The 21,278-nt window shown below is 40.2% G+C and carries 12 protein-coding genes and 1 tRNA gene; 11 read left to right on the top strand and 2 right to left on the bottom strand.

Translation table 11 applies throughout. The features are described from left to right. Positions 1-144: 144 nt before the first annotated feature. The 7 genes from AC5JMF_RS31440 to AC5JMF_RS31410 all read left to right on the top strand — a co-directional run bounded on the left by AC5JMF_RS31440 (position 145) and on the right by AC5JMF_RS31410 (position 10,646). Positions 145-226: transfer RNA gene (locus AC5JMF_RS31440), tRNA-Leu, on the top strand. An 865-nt stretch (positions 227-1,091) separates the two neighbouring features. Next, positions 1,092-2,141 (top strand): response regulator, encoded by a 1,050-nt coding sequence (locus AC5JMF_RS31435; RefSeq protein WP_495799629.1) that lies wholly within the window; start codon positions 1,092-1,094, stop codon positions 2,139-2,141. Positions 2,142-2,207: 66 nt separating this feature from the next. After that, positions 2,208-2,585: a response regulator transcription factor gene (locus AC5JMF_RS31430; RefSeq protein ID WP_495799628.1), complete on the top strand. Its 378-nt coding sequence runs from the start codon at positions 2,208-2,210 to the stop codon at positions 2,583-2,585. Positions 2,586-2,589: 4 nt separating this feature from the next. Further along, positions 2,590-3,096, top strand: a complete 507-nt coding sequence (locus AC5JMF_RS31425) for a chemotaxis protein CheW (RefSeq protein ID WP_495799627.1) — start codon at positions 2,590-2,592, stop codon at positions 3,094-3,096. A 56-nt stretch (positions 3,097-3,152) separates the two neighbouring features. Beyond that, positions 3,153-5,981, top strand: coding sequence for a methyl-accepting chemotaxis protein (locus AC5JMF_RS31420; RefSeq protein ID WP_495799626.1), 2,829 nt, complete (start codon positions 3,153-3,155; stop codon positions 5,979-5,981). 164 nt (positions 5,982-6,145) lie between these two features. After that, a complete protein-coding gene (locus AC5JMF_RS31415) occupies positions 6,146-9,106 on the top strand; it encodes a hybrid sensor histidine kinase/response regulator (RefSeq protein WP_495799625.1) in 2,961 nt (986 codons plus the stop codon). Between the two features lie 268 nt (positions 9,107-9,374). Then, positions 9,375-10,646, top strand: a complete 1,272-nt coding sequence (locus AC5JMF_RS31410; RefSeq protein ID WP_495799624.1) for a sensor histidine kinase — start codon at positions 9,375-9,377, stop codon at positions 10,644-10,646. Between the two features lie 262 nt (positions 10,647-10,908). Here the strand turns inward: AC5JMF_RS31410 and AC5JMF_RS31405 are convergent, their stop codons facing one another. Then, complete coding sequence (locus AC5JMF_RS31405) at positions 10,909-11,964, bottom strand: tellurite resistance TerB family protein (protein WP_495799623.1); 1,056 nt, start codon at positions 11,962-11,964, stop codon at positions 10,909-10,911. A gap of 23 nt (positions 11,965-11,987) precedes the next feature. Further along, positions 11,988-13,211: a hypothetical protein gene (locus tag AC5JMF_RS31400; RefSeq protein ID WP_495799622.1), complete on the bottom strand. Its 1,224-nt coding sequence runs from the start codon at positions 13,209-13,211 to the stop codon at positions 11,988-11,990. A 270-nt stretch (positions 13,212-13,481) separates the two neighbouring features. Between AC5JMF_RS31400 and AC5JMF_RS31395 the strand changes: the two genes are divergently transcribed. The 4 genes from AC5JMF_RS31395 (at position 13,482) to AC5JMF_RS31380 (ending at position 21,222) form a co-directional block, all read left to right on the top strand. Then, positions 13,482-15,410 carry an alpha-amylase family glycosyl hydrolase gene (locus tag AC5JMF_RS31395; protein ID WP_495799621.1) on the top strand — a complete coding sequence of 643 codons (1,929 nt, stop codon included), beginning with the start codon at positions 13,482-13,484 and terminating at the stop codon, positions 15,408-15,410. A gap of 390 nt (positions 15,411-15,800) precedes the next feature. Beyond that, a complete protein-coding gene (locus tag AC5JMF_RS31390) occupies positions 15,801-19,040 on the top strand; it encodes a choice-of-anchor Q domain-containing protein (protein WP_495799620.1) in 3,240 nt (1,079 codons plus the stop codon). 96 nt (positions 19,041-19,136) lie between these two features. Further along, positions 19,137-19,403 carry a SemiSWEET transporter gene (locus AC5JMF_RS31385; RefSeq protein ID WP_495799662.1) on the top strand — a complete coding sequence of 89 codons (267 nt, stop codon included), beginning with the start codon at positions 19,137-19,139 and terminating at the stop codon, positions 19,401-19,403. Between the two features lie 178 nt (positions 19,404-19,581). Then, positions 19,582-21,222 carry a B12-binding domain-containing radical SAM protein gene (locus AC5JMF_RS31380; RefSeq protein WP_495799619.1) on the top strand — a complete coding sequence of 547 codons (1,641 nt, stop codon included), beginning with the start codon at positions 19,582-19,584 and terminating at the stop codon, positions 21,220-21,222. The last annotated feature ends 56 nt before the right edge of the window (positions 21,223-21,278 follow it).

Genomic DNA, 21,278 nt, shown 5'->3' with positions numbered 1-21,278 from the left:
GACTTCGCTCAGTGACCGAGGGAAGACGCAAACAGAGGGAGACGCGGGGACACGGTGAGTGTAAATGAAAGTTTCTCCGTGTTCCCGCTTCCTTTTGGTTCCCCATTCCCCAAAAAATCTGTTATACTAGTGTAGTTAAATAACGCGGATGTGGCGGAATTGGCAGACGCGCTAGATTTAGGTTCTAGTTCCGCAAGGAGTGAAGGTTCAAGTCCTTTCATCCGCACTTTATGGAGACGTTGCAGTGCAATGTCTCTATTTTTTTGAGAATGTAACGCGGTATATAGGCGATCGCATCAGCATCAAGCTTTAAACGTATTATGTGGCTTGTGGAGTAATTTATCTCAAGATGTACTCTGCCCGTTTACTGGACATGATGTAACTACCCCAAGAAATTACAAACATTTTGATTAAGTATAATTAATCCTATTTAAGTTACATATATATACTAGATATTTAATATCTTCAATGCCAGAGTAAAGGCTGTGATTGAATTAGAGCGTTTAACAATTATCGCTATTATGTATAAATTGTACAATGTATTAAATAATACTGTTTAATAATCACCAATTACTTTGAAGTTAGATAGATTGTCGCTGTATCAATCATCAAATAAATATCTGTACTAGCAATAACTCAGAAAATTTATCATCGTAACTGAGATATTTTTTAAGTATTTATACGTTAATTTTGTCAGATCTTATCTAAGTTAAAGATAAATATTTACGTAAATATAAACACTGAGATGAAAATATATTGCTGTCAATAAAACCAGTATTATTCCTGTAGTCAGATTAGGGCTACTCAATGGACAGTAGCTTCATCTGGCCTTGACATTTTTGAAGTTTATTCTGTAAAAATGTCTTTCATCTCAGTACAAGTAACAAAAATTATAAGTAGTTACGCCTGAACTGAGATGATTAAATCGCAGGATAACGCCATTAATGTCAGGTTTTACCGCAAACCAAAATTAAAACGTTGTATTTTACAATACACAAGCGTTCTACCTGTTATTTGATTTCAATTGTGCAACAAAGCTCTCTGTAAAAACTTAGTTTAAACGTATCGAATTTAGCCCAAGCAAAAGCAAAATGAGTACAACTCCTATAGGTAGCTACAGGTTGTTCCAGAAACTACATCCGCTATCTCTATTGGCACAGTTAACTAGTCGCCATGCTACAGGTAGCTTAAGAGTATTTACAGGAACAGTTTCTTGGTCAATCTATCTAGAGGATGGTAAGCTTACTTATGCCTCTTACTCAGATAAATTGTTTGAGCGGCTTGATAGTCACTTGCGCCGCTTAAGTCAACAAATTCCCTCTCTCAACAACACCACTCGCGTGCAAATGCGGCTGATGTTTGAAACGAAAAATGAACATCAGTCAATACCAAATGTAGACTATCAAGCTATTTGCTGGTTAGTGAGTCAAGAATATATTACCTCTGTGCAAGCAGCAAACCTCATAGACGAATTAGCTAAAGAAGTACTGGAATCATTTCTGTGCTTAAAAGAAGGCAGTTATGATTTTGATCCTGAAGATTCTTTGAATGGATTACCAAAGTTCTGTCATTTGGATTTGCGGTTAATAGTTGAATATTGCCAGAAGCAGTTACGAAATCGGCAAAATATCAAGTCATCAATTCCTGCTAATGGAGTTTCTCAGGTTTTGCCAACAGCAAAGCCGACTCAAATTCAGTCGCAAACGTCCAAAAAAATCAATTTTGAGATTGCTGAAGATAGAAATCATAGAAATAATCAGCTACCTATCAATAAAACTACATACACGATTGCCTGTATTGATGATAGTCAAACAGTATTAAATTCTATTAAGCATTTTTTGGATGAAAACACATTTTCGGTTGTCATGATCAACGATCCGGTGAAAGCTTTAATGCAAATTTTGCGAAGCAAGCCGGATTTGATTTTACTAGATGTTGAGATGCCAAGCTTAGATGGTTACGAACTATGTTCTTTATTAAGGAGGCATTCAGCTTTTAAGAATACACCCATTATTATGGTGACTGGCAGAACAGGATTTATCGACAGAGCTAAGGCTAAGATTGTTAGATCATCAGGCTATTTAACCAAGCCTTTTACACAATCAGAATTACTCAAGATAGTGTTTAAACACATTGGTTGATTTAGTAAGAACAAATAAAAATTAGTCAGTTTTATAACCTTGTTTTTATTTTTAGGAGATGTGATAGTGAGCCTGACTTTGCTTGGCACAATTCTGATTGTAGAAGATTCTCCCAGTGAACTAGAACTGATGAGTCATTATCTCAAAGAGAGTGGTTACAATGTCATTAAGGCTACTGGTGCAAAAGAAGCGTTAGAAAAGGCTACATCACAAAAGCCTGATGTGATTGTGACTGATGTTGTCATGCCGGGAATGAGTGGATTTGAGTTATGTCGTTCCTTAAGAAAAAATCCAATTACTGAGAAAGTACCAATTATAATTTGTAGTTCCAAAAACCAAGAAATTGACCGTTTGTGGGCGAGGAGACAAGGTGCTGATGCATATATCACTAAACCTTATACTCGCGATCATCTTTTGCGTACTATTAAATCTGTAGTGATTTGAATCAATGAATAGTTCAAAAGTGAAATTGGCTTCCAAGCCACAAAATCATAATAATTTAGGAGATGGTTATCTTAAATTTCAACTAAATCAACAGACTGCTGCTGTTTTGGCAATGAAGCATACACAAGAAGCGGTTATTTTACCTGTTGAATCTGTTACTGCAATGCCAAATATGACCACTTGTATTTTAGGGTTAATGAATTGGCGCAGTCGGATAATTTGGCTAGTTGATTTACCAAGAATGTTTAATTTAGAATCTTTTGATAATCGGCTGCGACAATATAATGTGATTATTGTCCGGGTAGAGTCACTACTTTTGGGTTTAGTTGTGCAAGAGATTAAAGGTACAACTAAGTTTATACCGGAAGATATTCACTCGCCTATCGGACAAGTGGAATCTAGTTTAGTTCCCTATTTACGTGGTTGCGTTGTGCAAGAAAAAGAAATATTTTTGGTATTAGATGCACAAGCGATCGCTCAGTCTTCTATTCTCCGTAGTGATGAGGTTTGACTACTAAAATCAAGTATTTTTAGTGTGCTGATTCACTTTTTATAGAGGAGTATTTTATGTTTAATAAAACTGACATGACTAATAGTAAAAATGTTCAGAATGGAGCAGCGTTTATTGCGTCTCAAAAACTCACTGATCATGTAGTACAACTTCAGGCTAATCCTGAAAATGTGAATAATTCTTTCCCCAATAATGTAGTAGCCTATTTTAAAAAGCTCAGCTTGGGAACGAAGGCGGTAATTTTGGCGATCGCAATTGGTACAATACCAGTAGTGACAATAGGTGCGATCGCTTATGGTTTGGGGAGCAAATCGATGTCTAAGCAAATTATTCAATCTCAGCAAACAGTAGCCACTGATGTCAGCGAGCAAGTAAACCGTTTCATGCTAGGACGATATAGCGATATTCAAACACTAGCAAATCTACCATTTTTGACAAATCTGCAACTGAGAGCAAGCACAACCAAAAAAGAAAAACAAGCAGTGCTAGATCGCTTAGTTGAGGCTTATAAAGTTTATGATAATATTGCTGTCTTCGATATTGAAGGTGACTTAATTGTTCAATCTACAGGCGAAACTCTAGATCACCTCAAAGACAGTAGTTATTTTCAAGACGCTCTTAAAAAAGAGATGACTATTATTAGTCAACCAGAAACTGCAAGCAATACAGGGTTATTGAATATCTACATCGCTGCACCTGTGAAAGATGTAGTCACAGGTAATACTATTGGCGTGATGAGAACAAGTATGCCCATCAAATATTTGGATGAAGCAATTAAGAATTATGTAGCCAATAAACAGCAATATCATTTACTAAATGCTGCTGGAAAAGTTTTGCTCAGTTCCCAAAAAACGTTGGTAAATAAAGAAGCCAAAGCAGAGTATCCTGGTTTAGCAAAACTGCTAGCAGCAAAAAAAATAGATAGCGTCACAACAGTGCAAAAAACACAGCAAAAGCAAGAATTGCTCAGCTATGTACCATCTCAAAAATTAGAAGGATTACCAAACCTCAACTGGCAAGTACTTCTATCTACAGATACAGTAGTTGCCTTTGAACCGCAAAGACAGCTGTCATGGATGATAGTTATCGGCACAGTACTAACAGCAGGTATTGTGAGTGCGATCGCAGTGTGGTTGGCTAAACGGATTGTACAACCAATTTTGAATGCTAATGCAGCCTTGACAGCAGTTATTCAAGGCGAATTTAATAGTACTCCCCTTCTGGTAGAAACAGCAGATGAATTAGGAGTATTGAACGCCAATATTAACCAAATAGCCGAGCGATCGCAATTTTTAGTTAAAGAGCAAAAAATGGATGCGGAAGCAACCAAACTCATTGCAGATATTACCCTCAAAATTCGCTGCATCATCACAGCAGACTATATATATCAAACAGCAGCTCAAGAAATACGGCAAGCGTTAAAAACAGACCGAGTAATTATTTATAAATTTAATCAACACACTTGGGATGGTAACATTGTTGCTGAATCGATAGCTGATGCTTGGCCGCAAATGATTGGATTGTATATTGATGACCCCTATTTTCGTGAACAGCATCTAGAAACTTATAAAAATAGACAAGTACAAGTAATCAATAATATTTATCAAGACCACAGCTTAAAAAATGCAGATGCTTACACTCAACTCCTAGAAAGATTTGCCGTCAAAAGTAATTTAATTGCACCGATTATTGTCCAAGAAAAACTCTTGGGTTTACTGATTGTCCATCATTGCGAAACCCCTCGGATTTGGCAAAAATCAGAAATTAACCTATTACAACAGATAGCTAATCAAATTGGTTATGCCTTAGAACAAGCCCAACTATTAGAGAAGTTAGAAAAAGCCAGAAATCATCATACCGAACATGACATTGAAGAAGAGTGGGAACAAAAACAAGCGCTACACCTACAACTCTCCGATTTGCTCAACGCTGTAGAAGGTGCAGCCAGGGGTGATTTGACAGTGCGTGCAGATGTCACCGCTGGGGAAATAGGTACTGTAGCGGACTTTTTCAACTCAATTGTAGAAAGCCTGCGGGATATCGTCACCCAAGTACAACAAGCTGCCAACCAAGTTAATAGTGCCGTCGATTTTAATGAAGGGGCTATTCGCCAGCTAGCAGACGAAGCACTCACCCAAGCCGCCGAAATCAACCGTACCCTGAACGCCGTTGACGATATGAAGCAGTCTATCCAAGCCGTAGCCGAAAGTGCCCAAACTGCTGCCACCATTGCCAACCACGCAGCCCACACCGCCACAAAAAGTGGACAAGCAATGGACTTAACAGTACACAACATCCTTTCCTTACGGGAAACAGTTGACGAAACCACCAAAAAAGTCAAACGTTTAGGTGAATCATCGCAACAAATTTCTCGTGTGGTATCTTTAATTAATCAAATCGCCATCCAAACCAACTTACTAGCCATCAACGCCGGTATTGAAGCAGCACGTGCAGGTGAAGAAGGGCAAGGTTTTGCCGTAGTTGCCGAAGAAGTAGGCGAACTAGCAGTGCGTAGCGCCGCCGCCACCCAAGAAATTGAACAAATCGTTGAGAACATCCAACGAGAAACTAGCGAAGTCGTACAAGCAATGGAGGTAGGAACCACCCAAGTCGTAGAAGGCACCTTAATAGTAGAAGAAGCCAAACAAAATCTGAGTCAAATTTTAGACGTATCGCGTCAAATTGACACCTTAGTCCAGTCGATTTCCGCTGCCACAACATCTCAAGTAGAAACATCACAAACCGTCAGTCAACTAATGAAAGATATTGCTGCCGTATCACAACGCACTAGCGATTCTTCACGCCTAGTTTCCAAATCTTTACAACAAACCGTAGAAATTTCTCACCAATTGCAAGAAACTGTGGAAACATTCAAAGTTAGTTAAATTTGTCCTTAAAAACAGAGAAGAAATATTTTTCTAGCTCCTTATAAAGCTCATAAAATTCCAACTCTTTCTCTGCGCCTCTGCGCGGCAGTCGCTCATGGGGGAGACCCCAAGACCGCGCTACCTTGCCTCTGCGTGAATAAAAAATGACTAAATAAAAAATCATGTCACAGGATAAAGAACTAGAAATACAGATGCAATTTCTGGAAGAAGCAACTGATTATCTAAATACCCTAGAAGGAGTATTATTAGAAATCGACACCAGTAACCGCATCGATTTAGAAAAAATAAATGCTGCACTTCGAGCCGCACATTCAATTAAAGGTGGTGCGGGGATGATGGGATATCGTGCGCTAAGTGATTTAGCCCATCGATTGGAAGATTCTTTTAAAGTTTTAAAGACTCGCAAAAATTCTTTAGAAATTGATACTCAGCTACAAAGTTTATTATTATCTGGGGTTGACTGGCTGCGGCAGATTGTAGACTTGCTCTCAGGGGGGAATGCCGTTGAAGAACAATGGTTAGCAACCTTTTGTTACCCAATTTTTGATGAGTTGCATGAGCGTTTAGGCGATCCTAGCCCAGAGGACGCCACCACCATGCTATCGCCGGAAGACGGGCAAGACATCATCCCCTTGCTCTTTGAAACCGAGGTTGAGGTATGTTTGCAGCGCTTAGAATCTCTGTTAGCAGATAAGGCATATCCTTCCTTACAAGAAGAAATTGTGATGATGGCGGCAGAATTGGGTGGTTTAGGAGAAATGCTGCAATTGGCTGCTTTTACCCAGCTTTGTGAGTCCATCACAGGCTACTCAGAAACTGCTAACCCTGATCGCGTTTTAGAAATTGCTCAATTAGCATTGCAAGCATGGCGGCGATCGCAAGCTTTGGTACTCACCAACCAATTGGATAGTCTACCAACAAAAATTGAGTTAAGCGAAAGTGTTTATGTTCCCAACAGCTACACTCAATCTGAGCCGTTGTCAATAGCACAAACAGAATTTTTACCTCAGATTTGGCAACCAGAAGTAATTGAGGAAATTGAACCAGAAGAGGAAAAAATTGCAGCTAACTTTGCATTGATAAATGCAAATCTGATTGATGACATCAATGTTTTGAGTATTCCAGAGTTAAACACAGTAATTGCTAGAGAAAATACAATTACAGATTCTCGCTTTGTAGAACGCAAAGGAGAAATAGTTACTGTTGGGAAAGAACGCGATATTCAAGACAATACTGTCCGAGTTCCCAGTAAACAGCTAGAGCAAATCAATGATTTATTTGGAGAGCTGATCGTTCAGCGCAATGGGCTAAGTTCGCAACTAGAAAGATTGCATAAACTCGTTCGTAGTCTTGGTCAAAGAGTGCAAACTCTCGAACGAGAAAATCAAGATCTACGTGCAACTTACAGCAAAATTGTCAATCCAGCGATCGCAGGTAAACAAAGACAAGAGACATTAGAGGGCAACCATGAATTTGATACTTTAAACCTGCGATCGCAAGAAGTTCTGGAGACCATTGTACAAGTACAAGAGGTCACAACAGATATTCAACTGAGTGTTGAAGATACAGATCAAATTGCTCGCAAACTTAATAAAACATCCAAGCAACTACAAACTAAGCTCAACCACATTAGGATGCGCCCGCTGTCTGATATAATCGAGCGTTTTCCTAGAGCATTGCGCGACCTCAATGTCGAATATGGAAAAAATGTTCAACTGAAAATTGAAGGTGGTAATACTTTAATTGAACGCAGCATTTTAGAGGCTTTAAGTGAGCCATTAATGCACCTGTTAAGAAATGCTTTTGATCATGGTATCGAAGACCCTACCACCCGTCGCACTTTAGGAAAACCGGAACAAGGATTGATTGAAATTACAGCCACTCACAGCAGTAATCGTACTATGATTAGTATGCGTGATGATGGCCGAGGAATTTCGCTTGAGAAAATTCGTGCCCAGGCTTTAGCTATGGGATTAGATGCTTCTTTATTAGCTAGTGCTAGTGATGAAGAACTATTATCACTCATATTTGAACCAGGTTTTAGTACCTCCGACCAAGTAACCGCCTTATCTGGTCGCGGTGTGGGAATGGATGTGGTTCGTAACAACCTCAGACTAATTCGCGGCGATATCAAGGTTGATACTGAGTTAGGAGTTGGCACTACCATTACTCTATCAGTACCGTTTACACTTTCTGTAGCGCGGGTTCTCCTAATAGAAATTAACAAGATGCTTTTGGCATTTCCTACAGATGTTGTTGCCGAAATCTTTTTATTGCAGAACGAGCGAGTGTCAGCAATAGCAGGTAAAGAAATTGTCAATTGGCAAGGAGCGACACTACCACTAATTTACCTTAGTCGCTATCTAGAATTTAATTGTCCGCGCTATGATAGCCCAGAGTTAGAAACTCCACCAGCAATTAATACTAATAGCGTTTTAGTAGTTACAAGCAACAACCAACCAGTAGCGATAAAAGTAGACCGTTGCTGGGGTGAGAGAGAAGTTGCAATTCGCCAAGTTGAGGGCAATATACCTCTACCCCAAGGCTTTAGTAACTGCACAGTTATGGGTGATGGTCGAGTTGTAGCACTAGTTAATATCAGCGAATTACTCACTTGGGTAGCTAATAATCAGCTTACCCCCAAAGATCATCAATTACCATCAGCAAGATTAAAGACAGCGTTCCTCAATTTTGATGAAGACAAAGCACCAGCACCTCTTGTTAATCAGAAAGGCACAATTTTGATTGTGGATGACTCGATTAATGTCCGCCGTTTCTTAGCTTTAACTCTCGAAAAAGGAGGCTATCAAGTAGAACAGGCCAAAGATGGTCAAGATGCCTTAGAAAAACTTCAAAGTGGCTTGAAAGTCCAAGCAGTAATTTGTGATATTGAAATGCCTCGCCTTGATGGATATGGCTTTTTAGACCGTGTTAACTCCAATACGGACATGAAAAAGATTCCAGTTGCGATGCTCACCTCGCGCAGCAGTAATAAACACCGGCAACTTGCAATTCAATTGGGGGCGCGAGCCTACTTTTCTAAACCTTATAATGAACAAGAATTACTTAAGACTCTAGAGGAGATAATCTATCCTGTAACAGATAGAGCAATATCTAATTAATATCAATATATTAAAAAATTTTGTAGAGATGCTCTATAGGGCGTCTCTACTACATGGGCGATCGCTTTTGCATTTGTTATATTTATCTCAATAGTGGGCATTCTAAAATTAAACAATCTGCTTCATCAATCTCAACAGTAAATTTCATCTATTTAGAGAGTTTATTTAAAGATTTATTGATACTCTTAAATATTCTTATATTTTTATTTCTTTCATTTTATCTTGAGAGATTTTATCAGCAAAATAATATTGCGATCGCTACCAACCTATGTTAAATTTACCAAAAAACTCTGGCTTTATCTTAATTATTGATGATAGTCCCACAAACCTCTTAGTACTATCACAAATTCTGCAAGGAGCAGATTTATCAATCCGAATCGAAATTGATGGTGAAACTGCCTTAAAGCAACTTGAACAAGATAGTGATCATCCCGAATTAATCATACTAGACGTACACATGCCGGGAATTGATGGCTTTGAAACCTGCCGTCGGCTAAAAACAAATCCCCAAACCTGGGATATTCCAGTAATTTTTATGACCGCAGCTACGGATATTGCTAGTAAAGTTAAAGGTTTGTCTTTAGGGGCTGTAGATTATGTTACCAAGCCATTTGCTGAGGAAGAAATCTTAGCTAGAGTCCGAACGCAATTGCAAATGCGCCAATTAAATAAAACCCTCCAACAATGGAATGAGCAATTAGAGCAAAGAGTAGCAGAACGTACTGCTCAGTTACAAACGACGCACATGCAATTAATGCAGCAAGAAAAGTTTGCTGCCATTGGTCAATTAGTAGCTGGAGTAGCGCATGAAATCAACAATCCCATCACTTGTATAGTCAGCAATATTATGCCTGCTTATGAACATATAGCAGGTTTAACAGAGGTTATCAGTCTTTATCATCAGCACTATCCAGTTCCAATCCCCCAAATTCAGCAAGTTTTAGAAGATCGTGATATTGAGTTTGCTCTACAAGATTTACCCAAAATCCTCAACTCGATGAAATTGAGTGCTGAAAGGATTAAAGAAATATCTGCATCATTACGAAATTTTTCTAGAAGCGATTTATCCAGCAAAATATTTGTCAACTTACATGATGGGCTAGATAGCACATTACTAATTTTAGGTCATCGTTTGAAAGCAAGTGGCGATCGCCCAGAAATTGAAGTCAGCAAAAATTACGGTAAGCTACCCGAAATCGCCTGCTATCCGGGGCTAATGAATCAAGTATTTATGAACATTCTAGCCAATGCGATCGATGCTGTAGAAGACGTGCCAAACCCCACTATTCGCATCTCAACTCAAATGGCAGATTCAGCAACAATATTAATCTTAATTGCCGATAACGGCGTGGGCATGAGCAAGGAAATTAAACACAGGTTATTTGAGCCATTATTTACAACTAAAGTATTGGGTAAAGGCACCGGTTTAGGATTATCAATTGCTCGGCAAATTATTGAAGAAAAGCACGATGGTAAGCTGAGCGTTGTATCAGAATTAGGTAAAGGAACAGAGTTTATTTTGAGTTTACCTGTGTTTTGAATGGGGACTGGAGAATGAGGAGGTAAGCTAATCTGCCTTTAACTTGCATAATCCTTTGCCTCAGAAAGACGCGGGGACGCGGGGACGCGGGGACGTGGGGACGCGGGGATGCAATTTGAATGATTATTAGCTTAAGGGAGGCAGGGAGAGAATAAATAATTATGAATTACACGCTTACGCTTCGTAGCGGTAGCGTCAAGCCTACGGTATAGCTTCGCTTAGAGCGAGGTACGAGCGTCATTATGAATTCCCAATTCCCAAACTAAGCAAACTCTATAGTATCAACAAACCCTAAAACATTTTCCTTGATGTACTCGGCTTCTTCTTCAACAGTACCAGGAGTCTCACCATTTAAAAAACTACGCTGACTGCTAACTATATACAAAAAGTCACTATTAATAAAGGTGAGTAGCCCTCGGTATGCATCTAATCTCGTGGCAGTGCCATTATTTTCTTGCTTGGAAATTGTTGAACCTTTGGGCATATCAACCAATACGTAATAAGCCCCATCTAAGGTATCTGTCAAATACTCGGTGTGCTTGACAACAGCATTTGGTACATTAGCAAAAATTGCTTGAGGTACATATTTTTCTACTAGAATTGACTGGAAATAATTTTCCTGTCCTACAGATTCTAGTTCCTCCATTTGTTCTTCAGGAAAAGGATAATAATCGATTCTTAGCAAAACACCAAAGTCATCAGAAAAACCGACAACCCCTTCTTGGCTTTGAACTCTACCACCTTGCTGAGGGTCAACTGGAATTGGGACTGCAAAATTACCTAAAGGTGACTCATAAACCTGTTGTCCATAGTCGTCTAATGACACTGTGATTTCATCGTCGTCTGCAAATTCTTCGTCTTCTGCTTCTTGAAAAGCAGCGATTACTTCTTTAACAATTTCTTCTGCTTCTTCATCCTCAACTTCCAAGGCTTGTTGTAACTTTTTGAGGTAAGGTTGTTTCTGTTCAGGAATAGCAAGTTCTTCCACGTTGTCTAAAAGTACAATTACCCCAGCGGCAAAACCATCTAATACTAAATCATCTGAAAGTGCATTTTTAGCACCATTAAACAGAGGGCCTATTCCTTCATCTTCCGCAATACCTAGCAGCCTATCAACTATTTCTGCTATTTCATCTTCTGAGTATTCTTCAAAGACCTCAAATTCCCAAAGAATACCAGCTAAACCTTCTATATCCACATCTTCTATCGATGAATCAGCAATTGCAGAGACAACTGCAATTGCTGCAACTGCTTCTTCTGGACTCAAAGATTCTTCTGTTGTCTTTGGTGAGTTAAAAACCTTGTCATATTTAGACATAATTGCTACCTTTATCAAATCAGTTAATTAGAGACATACAAAAAGCGATTGGCAATATTTTCGTAAAAACTTGGAGATGTCCAATAACCTTGGTGTCCTTGATTACCCCAAGATGCTTGATATTGCATTTCCACGTTATCTAGGTTTTCATAGTAATCTAAATGACCGCTAATCGGGTCTTTCAAGTGGTAATAATTGACCCAATCCACTTGATCTAGTTGATATACTACTGGGTTGTTGGTCAAGTATGGACTTTGCAAAGCAAATTTTGGCTTTACACGTAAGGAATTGAGATGTTCTAAAATTCGCTGTCTAATATACTGTCCCTCTTGTACCATTTCTCGGAAGAAAAAAGCAATTTTGTCTAATGGTGAACCAAAGGTAACTAGTCCTTTAAGCTTACTGAGCAATAAACTTTTACCCTGATCTGCGGAAAGACTTGCTTCAATACATAGGAGGTTTAATGTATCATAGGCAATACAACTACCAAGAGAATGCCCCATTAGTATTACTTGGTCATAATCTGCTTGCTGATCTTTAAGAATTGCTTTTAGTAAAGTTAAGGATTCTGTAAGAATTTGCTGGCGGATCTTTTGATAAGGTGATTTGGGGTCGGTAATGCTGTAAATAGCAATATCACCAACAAAATTTACTAAAGGTGGAGTGGCAAGTTGTTTACTCAGCTTCCATGCTGACTGCAAAAACCAACCACTGAGAAATGGGCCGATAAAAAACAGAATTATCCAAAGCACCAGTCGCAAAAGTGGATATATTAAGTTAAATAAACGTAAGAATATTGCGAGCCAACGCAGACGGAATGTAAAGAAACTTTTCTTTTTCTTGTTGGCAAGGAGTTCATTTAATAGAGGTTGATTCTCCTTGCGGCTGTAAAAATCGATTGTGCCATCAAGTGTGCGCTCAGTCCACTGCAATATTTCTGGAACACTAATTTTATTGGCTGTATCAGCTGCCCAATAGTATTCATGAATATCAATTAGCCAGTCTTGAGTAGTGTCAGTTGAATGCAATCTCACAAAGCTTTCTGTCCAAGCAGAACCAGTGGCGAATCTACGTCTGGCAATTAAGTGTTCTAGCTTGAATGGTAAACCCTGTTTGTCAAAATATTTGAGCAAATTTTGGGCGAAAAAATCTACAGTTTCATAAGGATTTTGTTCACCAATACCGTGGATGAGCAAAAATGCCGTGCGGCCTTGGGGATATCTGACGCCAATATTTGGAAAACTCATGATCATCACCATTTTTAGAAAAAATATGGAAGCATTGCGATCGCAGTCAAAGTCAACAAATCATGACTGCTAGCAGCTGCTACATTCTTTGATTTTTATCCTCTAGCAAGTGAATTATATCTATTGATATAACCATAAACTAGCTTGCGATAGATACTTGTATCGTAGGAAGGATGGCATAATCCCGATGTTTGTAGCAACACATGGTACTTGCAGATGCAATACTAACGGTTATACAAGCTTAAAACTCCATGAAACCCTGAATCTTTTATGGTAAAAACTCCTCCATCTCAGTCTTCACCAGAGCAGTACAAAGTTGAGTCTCCACAGGCAGAAGTCGAAGCTATTATACAAGCAACACCATCAGATACTGAGATTGACTTAGAGTTTCTGTATACTAGGGATATTGAATTTCGTCAAGAGACTATTTACTTTCTTGTCGTTGATCGCTTTCATGATGGCGATCTAGACAACAGCGAAGGTGCTAATTCAGAACTCTATGATCCTACAGGACAAGATTGGGGTAAGTATTGGGGTGGCGACTTACAAGGCGTCATCGACAAACTAGACTATCTCAAAAACATGGGAGTGACCGCCATTTGGTTAACTCCTTTATTTGAGCAAGTTGAAGAGTTGTTTGTCGGCAACGCTGCCTTACACGGCTATTGGACAAAAGACTTCAAGCGAATCAATCCTCGCTACATCGCTCAAGGAGAAAACCCTTCTCTCAACGCGACTCAAGAAGATAGAAGTACGACTTTTGATCGGTTAATTACTGAAATGCACAAGCGAAATATGAAGCTTGTGCTAGATATTGTTTGCAACCATAGTAGCCCTGATACCAGCGGTAGTAAGGGCGAATTATATGATGACGGCGTTAAAATTGCAGACTTCAACGATGATGTCAATCACTGGTATCATCATTACGGCGAAGTGCAAAACTGGGAAGATGAATGGCAAGTACAAAACTGTGAATTAGCAGGTCTTGCAACCTTCAATGAAAACAATACTGAATATCGTCAGTATATTAAATCGGCAATTAAGCAATGGTTAGACCGGGGTGTAGATGCACTACGGGTTGATACTGTCAAGCATATGCCGATTTGGTTTTGGCAAGAATTTACTGGTGATATTACCAATCACAAACCAGATGTATTCATTTTTGGTGAATGGATTTACAGCCATCCTGGTGACGATCGCTCTGTAGAATTTGCTAATAACTCTGGCATGACCATGCTAGACTTTGGGCTGTGTGTGGCAATTCGGGCAGCACTAGCGCAAGGTTCGGAAAATGGTTTTGAGACAATTCAATATATCTTTGATCAAGACCATCGCTACAGTGGGGCGACAGAGTTAATTACCTTCATCGATAACCACGATATGCCCCGCTTCCAGTCGCTGAACCCCGATCCAGCGATGTTAAAGGTGGCGATCGCTCTAATTATGACATCTCGCGGTATTCCCTGTATTTATTACGGCACAGAACAGTACCTACACAATGATACCGATGGCGGTAATGACCCCTACAACCGCCCAATAATGGAAAGTTGGGATACTGATACAGAGATTTATCGTTACATCAGGCTGTTATCTGGCTTACGGCGACTCAATCCCGCCGTGTCAATGGGTAGCCACTGGCAAAAATACCTCATCCCCGATGTTTACTGTTACGTGCGCCGCTACCGTGACTCGTTGTGTTTTGTCGCACTCAACCGGGGTGGAGAAGTCACCATCCCAGAAGTTGAAACAGAGTTGCCAGATGGCGAACATACTTGTGTTGTGACTCGCAACAAGTATGAAGTTAAAGATGGTAAAATTCACGACCTAGTGCTAGAAGAACGGGGAGTAATTGTTTTCAGCCACGTTGGCGAACGGATTAAAGGACAGACGATAGTACGCGTCCAACTCAACGGCGTGCAAACCCAACCAGGCGAAACCATTGTAGTGACTGGAGACTGCCCAGAATTGGGTAACTGGGATATCAGCAAAGCATATCCCTTGGAGTACATCAACACTAACACTTGGTTTGCCGAAATTCCCTTTGATGAGAGTGCAGGCAAGCTGATTGCTTACAAATATGCTTTGTGGCGTGAAGGGCGATCGCCCCTACGCGAAAACCTCGTTCCCCGTCGTTGGGTAATTGCCAAAGAAGGCACCGTCAAATGGCGTGATACCTGGGCATCAGGACGAGAATCATAAAAAGTGCTGAGTTTTGTAAAAATTTTATCAATCATTTAGAGACGCACTTTTGTCGCGTCTCTTTTTCATATCTGGTTTTGAAGGCGATCGCTTTAGTCAGGTTTCTATACAAACGCTCTCTATTATTTCCCGTAAGCTAGCTGTATTTTATCAAACATTAAATCTCTGTTATCTAATTTGTAAACTTTTGCCACTAAGCTAGCGATTATCCAGAATAAATGGTAAATAAAATCTGGTGACTTCAGTATATTTCCGGAAGTGTAGTTTCTTTAAGCTTTGGTTTTGATAATTCATTGCTGAGTTGAGTTTCACTATAACTCAACCAGTATCTTGATTTAATTGCCCGCGATTTGATTGGTTGTACTTTCTAGCAGTATTGGAGTTAAATCAATGGCTACATTCAACGTCAGTAATACTAATGGTAGTGGCAGTGGTTCTTTGCAGCAAGCGATACTAGATGCCAATGCTTTAAGTGGAAAAGACTTCATCAATTTTAATGGTGTGTTTGCGGATACCATCGCTGATACTATTACCCTTGGTGGTAGCAGTTTAATCATTACAGACGACCTGAGCATTAAAGGTACAGGTCAAAAATTATTGACTGTTAGCGGTAATAATAACAGCGGTGTGTTTGAGATAGACAGCACTGCTACTGTGGAAATTGTGGGACTGACTATTGCTAATGGCAACGCTGTAACAGGCGGTGGCATTCTCAACAACGGTACTCTAAATATAAAAAATACTACATTTAGCAACAATCAAGCTAGTACTGGTGGTGGCATTTTTAATAACGGCACTCTCAATGTAAACAACACGACAATTACTAGTAACCAAGCTGATTCTATTGGTGGTGGAGGCATTTTCAACAGTGGTAATCTGAGTGTCGGTCACACTACAATCAGTAGCAATCAAGCTGATCGTGGTGGTGGCATCTATAATGAGCCTGATGCCAATCGGTTTATTACTCTAGAGATCAGCAACAGCTCCATCCAAGATAACACTGCACAAGATGGAGGTGGTGTATACTATAGTGCCCTGGGCGAGAGTAGTGAAAATATCGCACGGATCATCAACAGCACTATTAGTAGTAACTCGGCAGATAGTTTTGGTAGCGGTTTTTACATCAATGGTAGCTCTACCACTATTGTACTGAACAACAGCATCATCAGCAAAAACAATGGTGGAAGCGGCTTGTACAATAGTAATGCTATTGTAGTGTTGAATAACAGTACTATTAGTAGCAACTCAGGTGCTGGCATTTATAACTCTAGCTCTCTTGTTGATAGTAGTCTGATCATAAATGACAGTACAATCAGCAGTAATTTAGGTAGGGGTATTTCTAATAACTCCGGAAATGCGATCGTAAACAACAGTACAATCAGTGGTAACTTAAGCGGCGGTATTGGTAATCTTTCTGGCACTCTTGTAGTGGACGGCAGCACTATTAGCAATAACTCAAGTGAAAATAGCGGTGGCGGTATTAGTGACTTTAGCTTTGGCACCTCGACAGTAATAAGCAACAGCACTATTAGCGGTAATTCCAGTGGTAGTAGTGGAGGTGGTATTTTTGGTAGTGACGACTTGATATTGATTAATAGCACTATTAGCGGCAACTCTTCTAAGTCTGAGGGAGGTGGCATCTTTGCGGGTGATAGCTCTCAGTTGATTAACACCACTATAAGTGGTAACTCCGCTAACTCTTATGGAGGTGGCATTTATATTGGTGGTATCAGCAGCTTGACGTTGAGCAATAGCACTATCACGCTTAATAGTAGTACTAACGGCGGTGGCATTTACTCTACTACTTCTTCTTCTTCTCCTATTGTAGTAAATAACAGTCTGATTGCTGGCAACTATGATACAACTAATCCACTCAATTCTGATGTCGCCGTAGCCCTCTTTTCCAGCAGATTTTCCAGCAACGGCTTCAATTTAATTGGTGGTAATTTTGATCCTAGTATCGGCTTCAACAGTAGTGAACGGCTAAACGTTCCGATTACAGAAGTTATTAATCTCATACTACGAGACAACGGTGGCCGAGTTAAAACTCATGCTTTAGTTGTTGGCAGTGCAGCTATTAACACAGGGCGAAACGCAGATATTCCCGCTGATATTACAGACGTTGATGAAGACGGCAACACCACTGAACGAATACCTTTTGACGCGCGTGGTTCTGGGTTTGCGCGTATTTCTGGCGGTCGAGTAGACATTGGTGCATATGAGGCAGTTGTCAATGTAATTAATGGAACGCCTGGACGCGACACCATCAATGGTACTGCTGGCAACGATATTATCACTGGCTTCCAAGGAGCAGATACCCTCACAGGTGGTGTTGGTGCTGATACATTCGTTTACACTAATATTCGTGATACAGGCGATACAATTACTGATTTTGAAGTTGGCAGTGACAAGATTGTTCTGCAAAGGCGAATTTTTAGTAATTCTGGTGTAAATAACATCAATTTTGACAGTGCCATCTCAGGAGGCTACTTGCGCTTCCAAATTGATGACAGGAACACAATTTTACTGATTGATACTGATGGTTTCTCCGGCGCTAATCGCCCAATCAAGTTTATTACCTTGCGGAATCAGTCTCCTGCGATACTAAATAACGCTTTTAATTTTGCATTTTTAGGAGTATCAAATTCTACTTTTACTGTCACTAATACTAACGACAGTGGTAGTGGTTCTCTGCGGCAAGCACTATCAGATGCTAATGCTAATGCCGGAAAAGACATCATTAAATTTGATGGGGTATTTGCTGATGATATTCCTGATAGAGTAAAAGGCGGTCTCCTCATTAAAGACGACCTCACTATTGAAGGCCCAGGTGGAAAATTGCTCACCATTGCTGGGAATATTGAAATTAGTGATGGTGTAACTGTTGAAATAGAGGGGTTAACTATTGCCGATAGCAGCAGCGCATCTCCTGATGATTACTTCGGAGGTAGGGCCATCTATAACTTTGGCACTTTAACGTTAAGCAACATCACTATCCGTAACAACTCGACTGTTGGTAGCGGGGGTGCGATCACTAATGAGGGTACCTTAACAATAAACAATAGTACCATTAGTGACAATAAAGCTAGGGCAGCAGGAGGTATTCTCAATTCTGGTAACTTGACCGTGAACAACAGTACCATAGCTTTCAACAGTGGTTCCAACGATTTTTCTTTTTATAGATATGCTAACGGTATTCACAATTTTGGCACTGCCACAGTGAACAATAGCATCATTGCTGGCAACTATGACATTTACGATGATTCTACTGGCACTACCAAGACTACTTTTACTGATGTGATCGGCGACTTTACTAGCAATGGCTCTAATATAATTGGTACTCTTGATGGTGATAATACAGGCTTTAACAACAGCGAACAGTTAAATGTTCCTCTCAATAAAGTGATAGATGCTATCCTACGAGATAACGGCGGTACTGCTAATACTTATGCCCTCGTTACAGGCAGTCCTGCGATTAACGCTGGTAATAATGCAGATGTACCCGCTGATACCACAGATTTAGATGGCGATCGCAATATTACTGAACCAATACCCTTTGATGGACGTGGCTTTGGCTTTGCGCGGATCTCTGGTCGTCGGGTAGATATCGGTGCTTATGAGGTAATTTAAAGCATCATGAAGAATTAAATAGTTTTTCCTATGAACAGTAGAGACGTAGCAATGCTACGTCTCTATATTTGTCTATATCTTATAGGTTTATATCTGATGAATTTCATGACAATTTTAGGATTAATTGCTGGCACACTTACTACGATCGCCTTTTTGCCACAGATGCATAAAACGTGGCAAACAAAATCAGCAAAAGACGTTTCTTTCGTCATGCTAACTACATTTATGAGCGGTCTTTTTTTATGGTTAATCTATGGAATTTATCTGCAATCTCTGCCAATTATTCTATCTAACGGAATCACATTAATTTTTAACCTCATAATTCTATGGCTTAAAATTAGATATACAGGGAGTGGGGAGTAGGGAGATGTCGAACGACTTCGCTCACCAACCGGGAGATGAGGGAGAAATTTTCTCCGCGTCCCCCTACGGGTGACGCTCGCAAGCTCGCTAACGCAGTCGCCTGCGGAGGGAAACCCTTCTTTACTCGCTGTCTCACCGTGTCCCCATGTCCCGCGTCCTCTTGCCCCTCCCCATTCCCATGCCATCATCTGTATTCGCCTCTGAACGCCTTCTATTTACCCCTGCTACCCCCATTAACAACGCTATACCGCTGATTTTTGCTTTTCCCAATGAATACAGTGTAGGTATTACCAGCCTTGGCTATCAGGTAGTTTGGGCAACTTTAGCAATGCGTGAGGATGTGCAGGTGAGTCGCCTGTTTACAGATACTCATGAACAACTGCCGAGAAAGCCAGAAATAGTGGGATTTTCTATTTCTTGGGAACTCGATTATGTCAATATTTTAAATTTACTGGAATCTCTAGAAATTCCCATGCGAGCAACTGAACGCGATGATCGTCATCCCATTATTTTTGGTGGTGGCCCCGTTCTCACTGCTAACCCTGAACCGTTTGCAGACTTTTTTGATGTTGTTTTGCTGGGTGATGGAGAAGACTTACTAGGAAATTTTATTGCGGCATATCAAGAAGTCAGAAATGCTTCTCGACAAACTCAACTTAAAGCACTCGCACAAATACCAGGAATTTATATTCCTAGTTTATATGAGGTGACATATCAAACAGTTGATGGGCCAATAAAGTCAATTAAACCAATTTTTCCAGAAGTTACCGCTGTGGTGCAAAAGCAAACTTATCGAGGCAATACCCTATCAGCATCAACTGTAGTCACCGAAAAAGCAGCATGGGAAAATATTTATATGGTGGAAGTGGTGAGAAGTTGCCCAGAAATGTGCCGTTTTTGTCTGGCGAGTTATCTCACATTACCTTTTAGAACAGCTAGTCTTGAAGGTTCATTAATTCCAGCCATAGAACGAGGTTTACAAGTTACTAATCGGTTGGGATTATTGGGGGCTTCTGTTACCCAGCATCCAGAATTTGAGACATTGCTAGATTATATTAGTCAACCAAAGTATGATGATGTTCGCCTTAGTATTGCTTCAGTGCGAACCAATACAGTCACAGTACAGTTGGCAAAAACTTTAGCACAACGAGACACGCGATCGCTTACCATTGCCGTAGAAAGTGGTTCCGAAAAAGTCCGGCAAATTATCAACAAAAAGCTGAATAACGATGAAATTATCCAAGCCGCAATCAACGCCAAAGCTGGCGGATTAACAGCCCTCAAACTCTACGGGATGGTAGGAATTCCTGGTGAAGAACCAGAAGATTTAGAGCAAACCGTAGCAATGATTCGGAGTATTAAAAAAGCTACTCCAGGATTGCGTTTAACACTAGGATGCAGCACCTTTGTACCCAAGGCCCACACGCCGTTTCAGTGGTTGGGAGTAAATCGCCAAGCCGAAAAGCGGTTGCAATTATTACGAAAACAACTCAAACCACAGGGGATAGATTTTCGTCCAGAAAGCTATAATTGGTCAATCATACAGGCTTTGTTATCGAGAGGCGATCGCAGGCTTGCTCAACTTCTCGAAATCACACGCAACTTTGGCGATTCTTTGGGTAGCTACAAACGCGCTTTTAAACAGCTCAAAGGGCAAATCCCAGACTTAGATTTCTACGTCCACGCTGACTGGTCAACAGAGCAAGTATTACCCTGGAGTCACTTGCAAGGGCCTCTACCACAGTCTACACTACTAAAGCATTTGGCTGATGCTACCAGTCATTTCGACTCATCCCCCAAAGAACTACAGCCAGTGTGAGGGATGAGGGGGATAAGGGAGATGAGGAAGATGAGGGAGATGAGGAAGATGAGGGA

It is taken from the genome of Desmonostoc vinosum, from assembly GCF_059505385.1.
The sequence above is the reverse complement of the archived record's forward strand: the minus strand, read 5'-3'. Positions and strand labels throughout refer to the sequence as shown.

Coding starts and splice junctions, on each gene's coding strand:
- AC5JMF_RS31435 (WP_495799629.1), top strand. CDS start 1,092: ATGAGTACAACTCCTATAGGTAGCTACAGGTTGTTCCAGAAACTACAT.
- AC5JMF_RS31425 (WP_495799627.1), top strand. CDS start 2,590: ATGAATAGTTCAAAAGTGAAATTGGCTTCCAAGCCACAAAATCATAAT.
- AC5JMF_RS31420 (WP_495799626.1), top strand. CDS start 3,153: ATGTTTAATAAAACTGACATGACTAATAGTAAAAATGTTCAGAATGGA.
- AC5JMF_RS31415 (WP_495799625.1), top strand. CDS start 6,146: ATGTCACAGGATAAAGAACTAGAAATACAGATGCAATTTCTGGAAGAA.
- AC5JMF_RS31410 (WP_495799624.1), top strand. CDS start 9,375: ATGTTAAATTTACCAAAAAACTCTGGCTTTATCTTAATTATTGATGAT.
- AC5JMF_RS31405 (WP_495799623.1), bottom strand. CDS start 11,964: ATGTCTAAATATGACAAGGTTTTTAACTCACCAAAGACAACAGAAGAA.
- AC5JMF_RS31400 (WP_495799622.1), bottom strand. CDS start 13,211: ATGAGTTTTCCAAATATTGGCGTCAGATATCCCCAAGGCCGCACGGCA.
- AC5JMF_RS31395 (WP_495799621.1), top strand. CDS start 13,482: ATGGTAAAAACTCCTCCATCTCAGTCTTCACCAGAGCAGTACAAAGTT.
- AC5JMF_RS31390 (WP_495799620.1), top strand. CDS start 15,801: ATGGCTACATTCAACGTCAGTAATACTAATGGTAGTGGCAGTGGTTCT.
- AC5JMF_RS31385 (WP_495799662.1), top strand. CDS start 19,137: ATGAATTTCATGACAATTTTAGGATTAATTGCTGGCACACTTACTACG.
- AC5JMF_RS31380 (WP_495799619.1), top strand. CDS start 19,582: ATGCCATCATCTGTATTCGCCTCTGAACGCCTTCTATTTACCCCTGCT.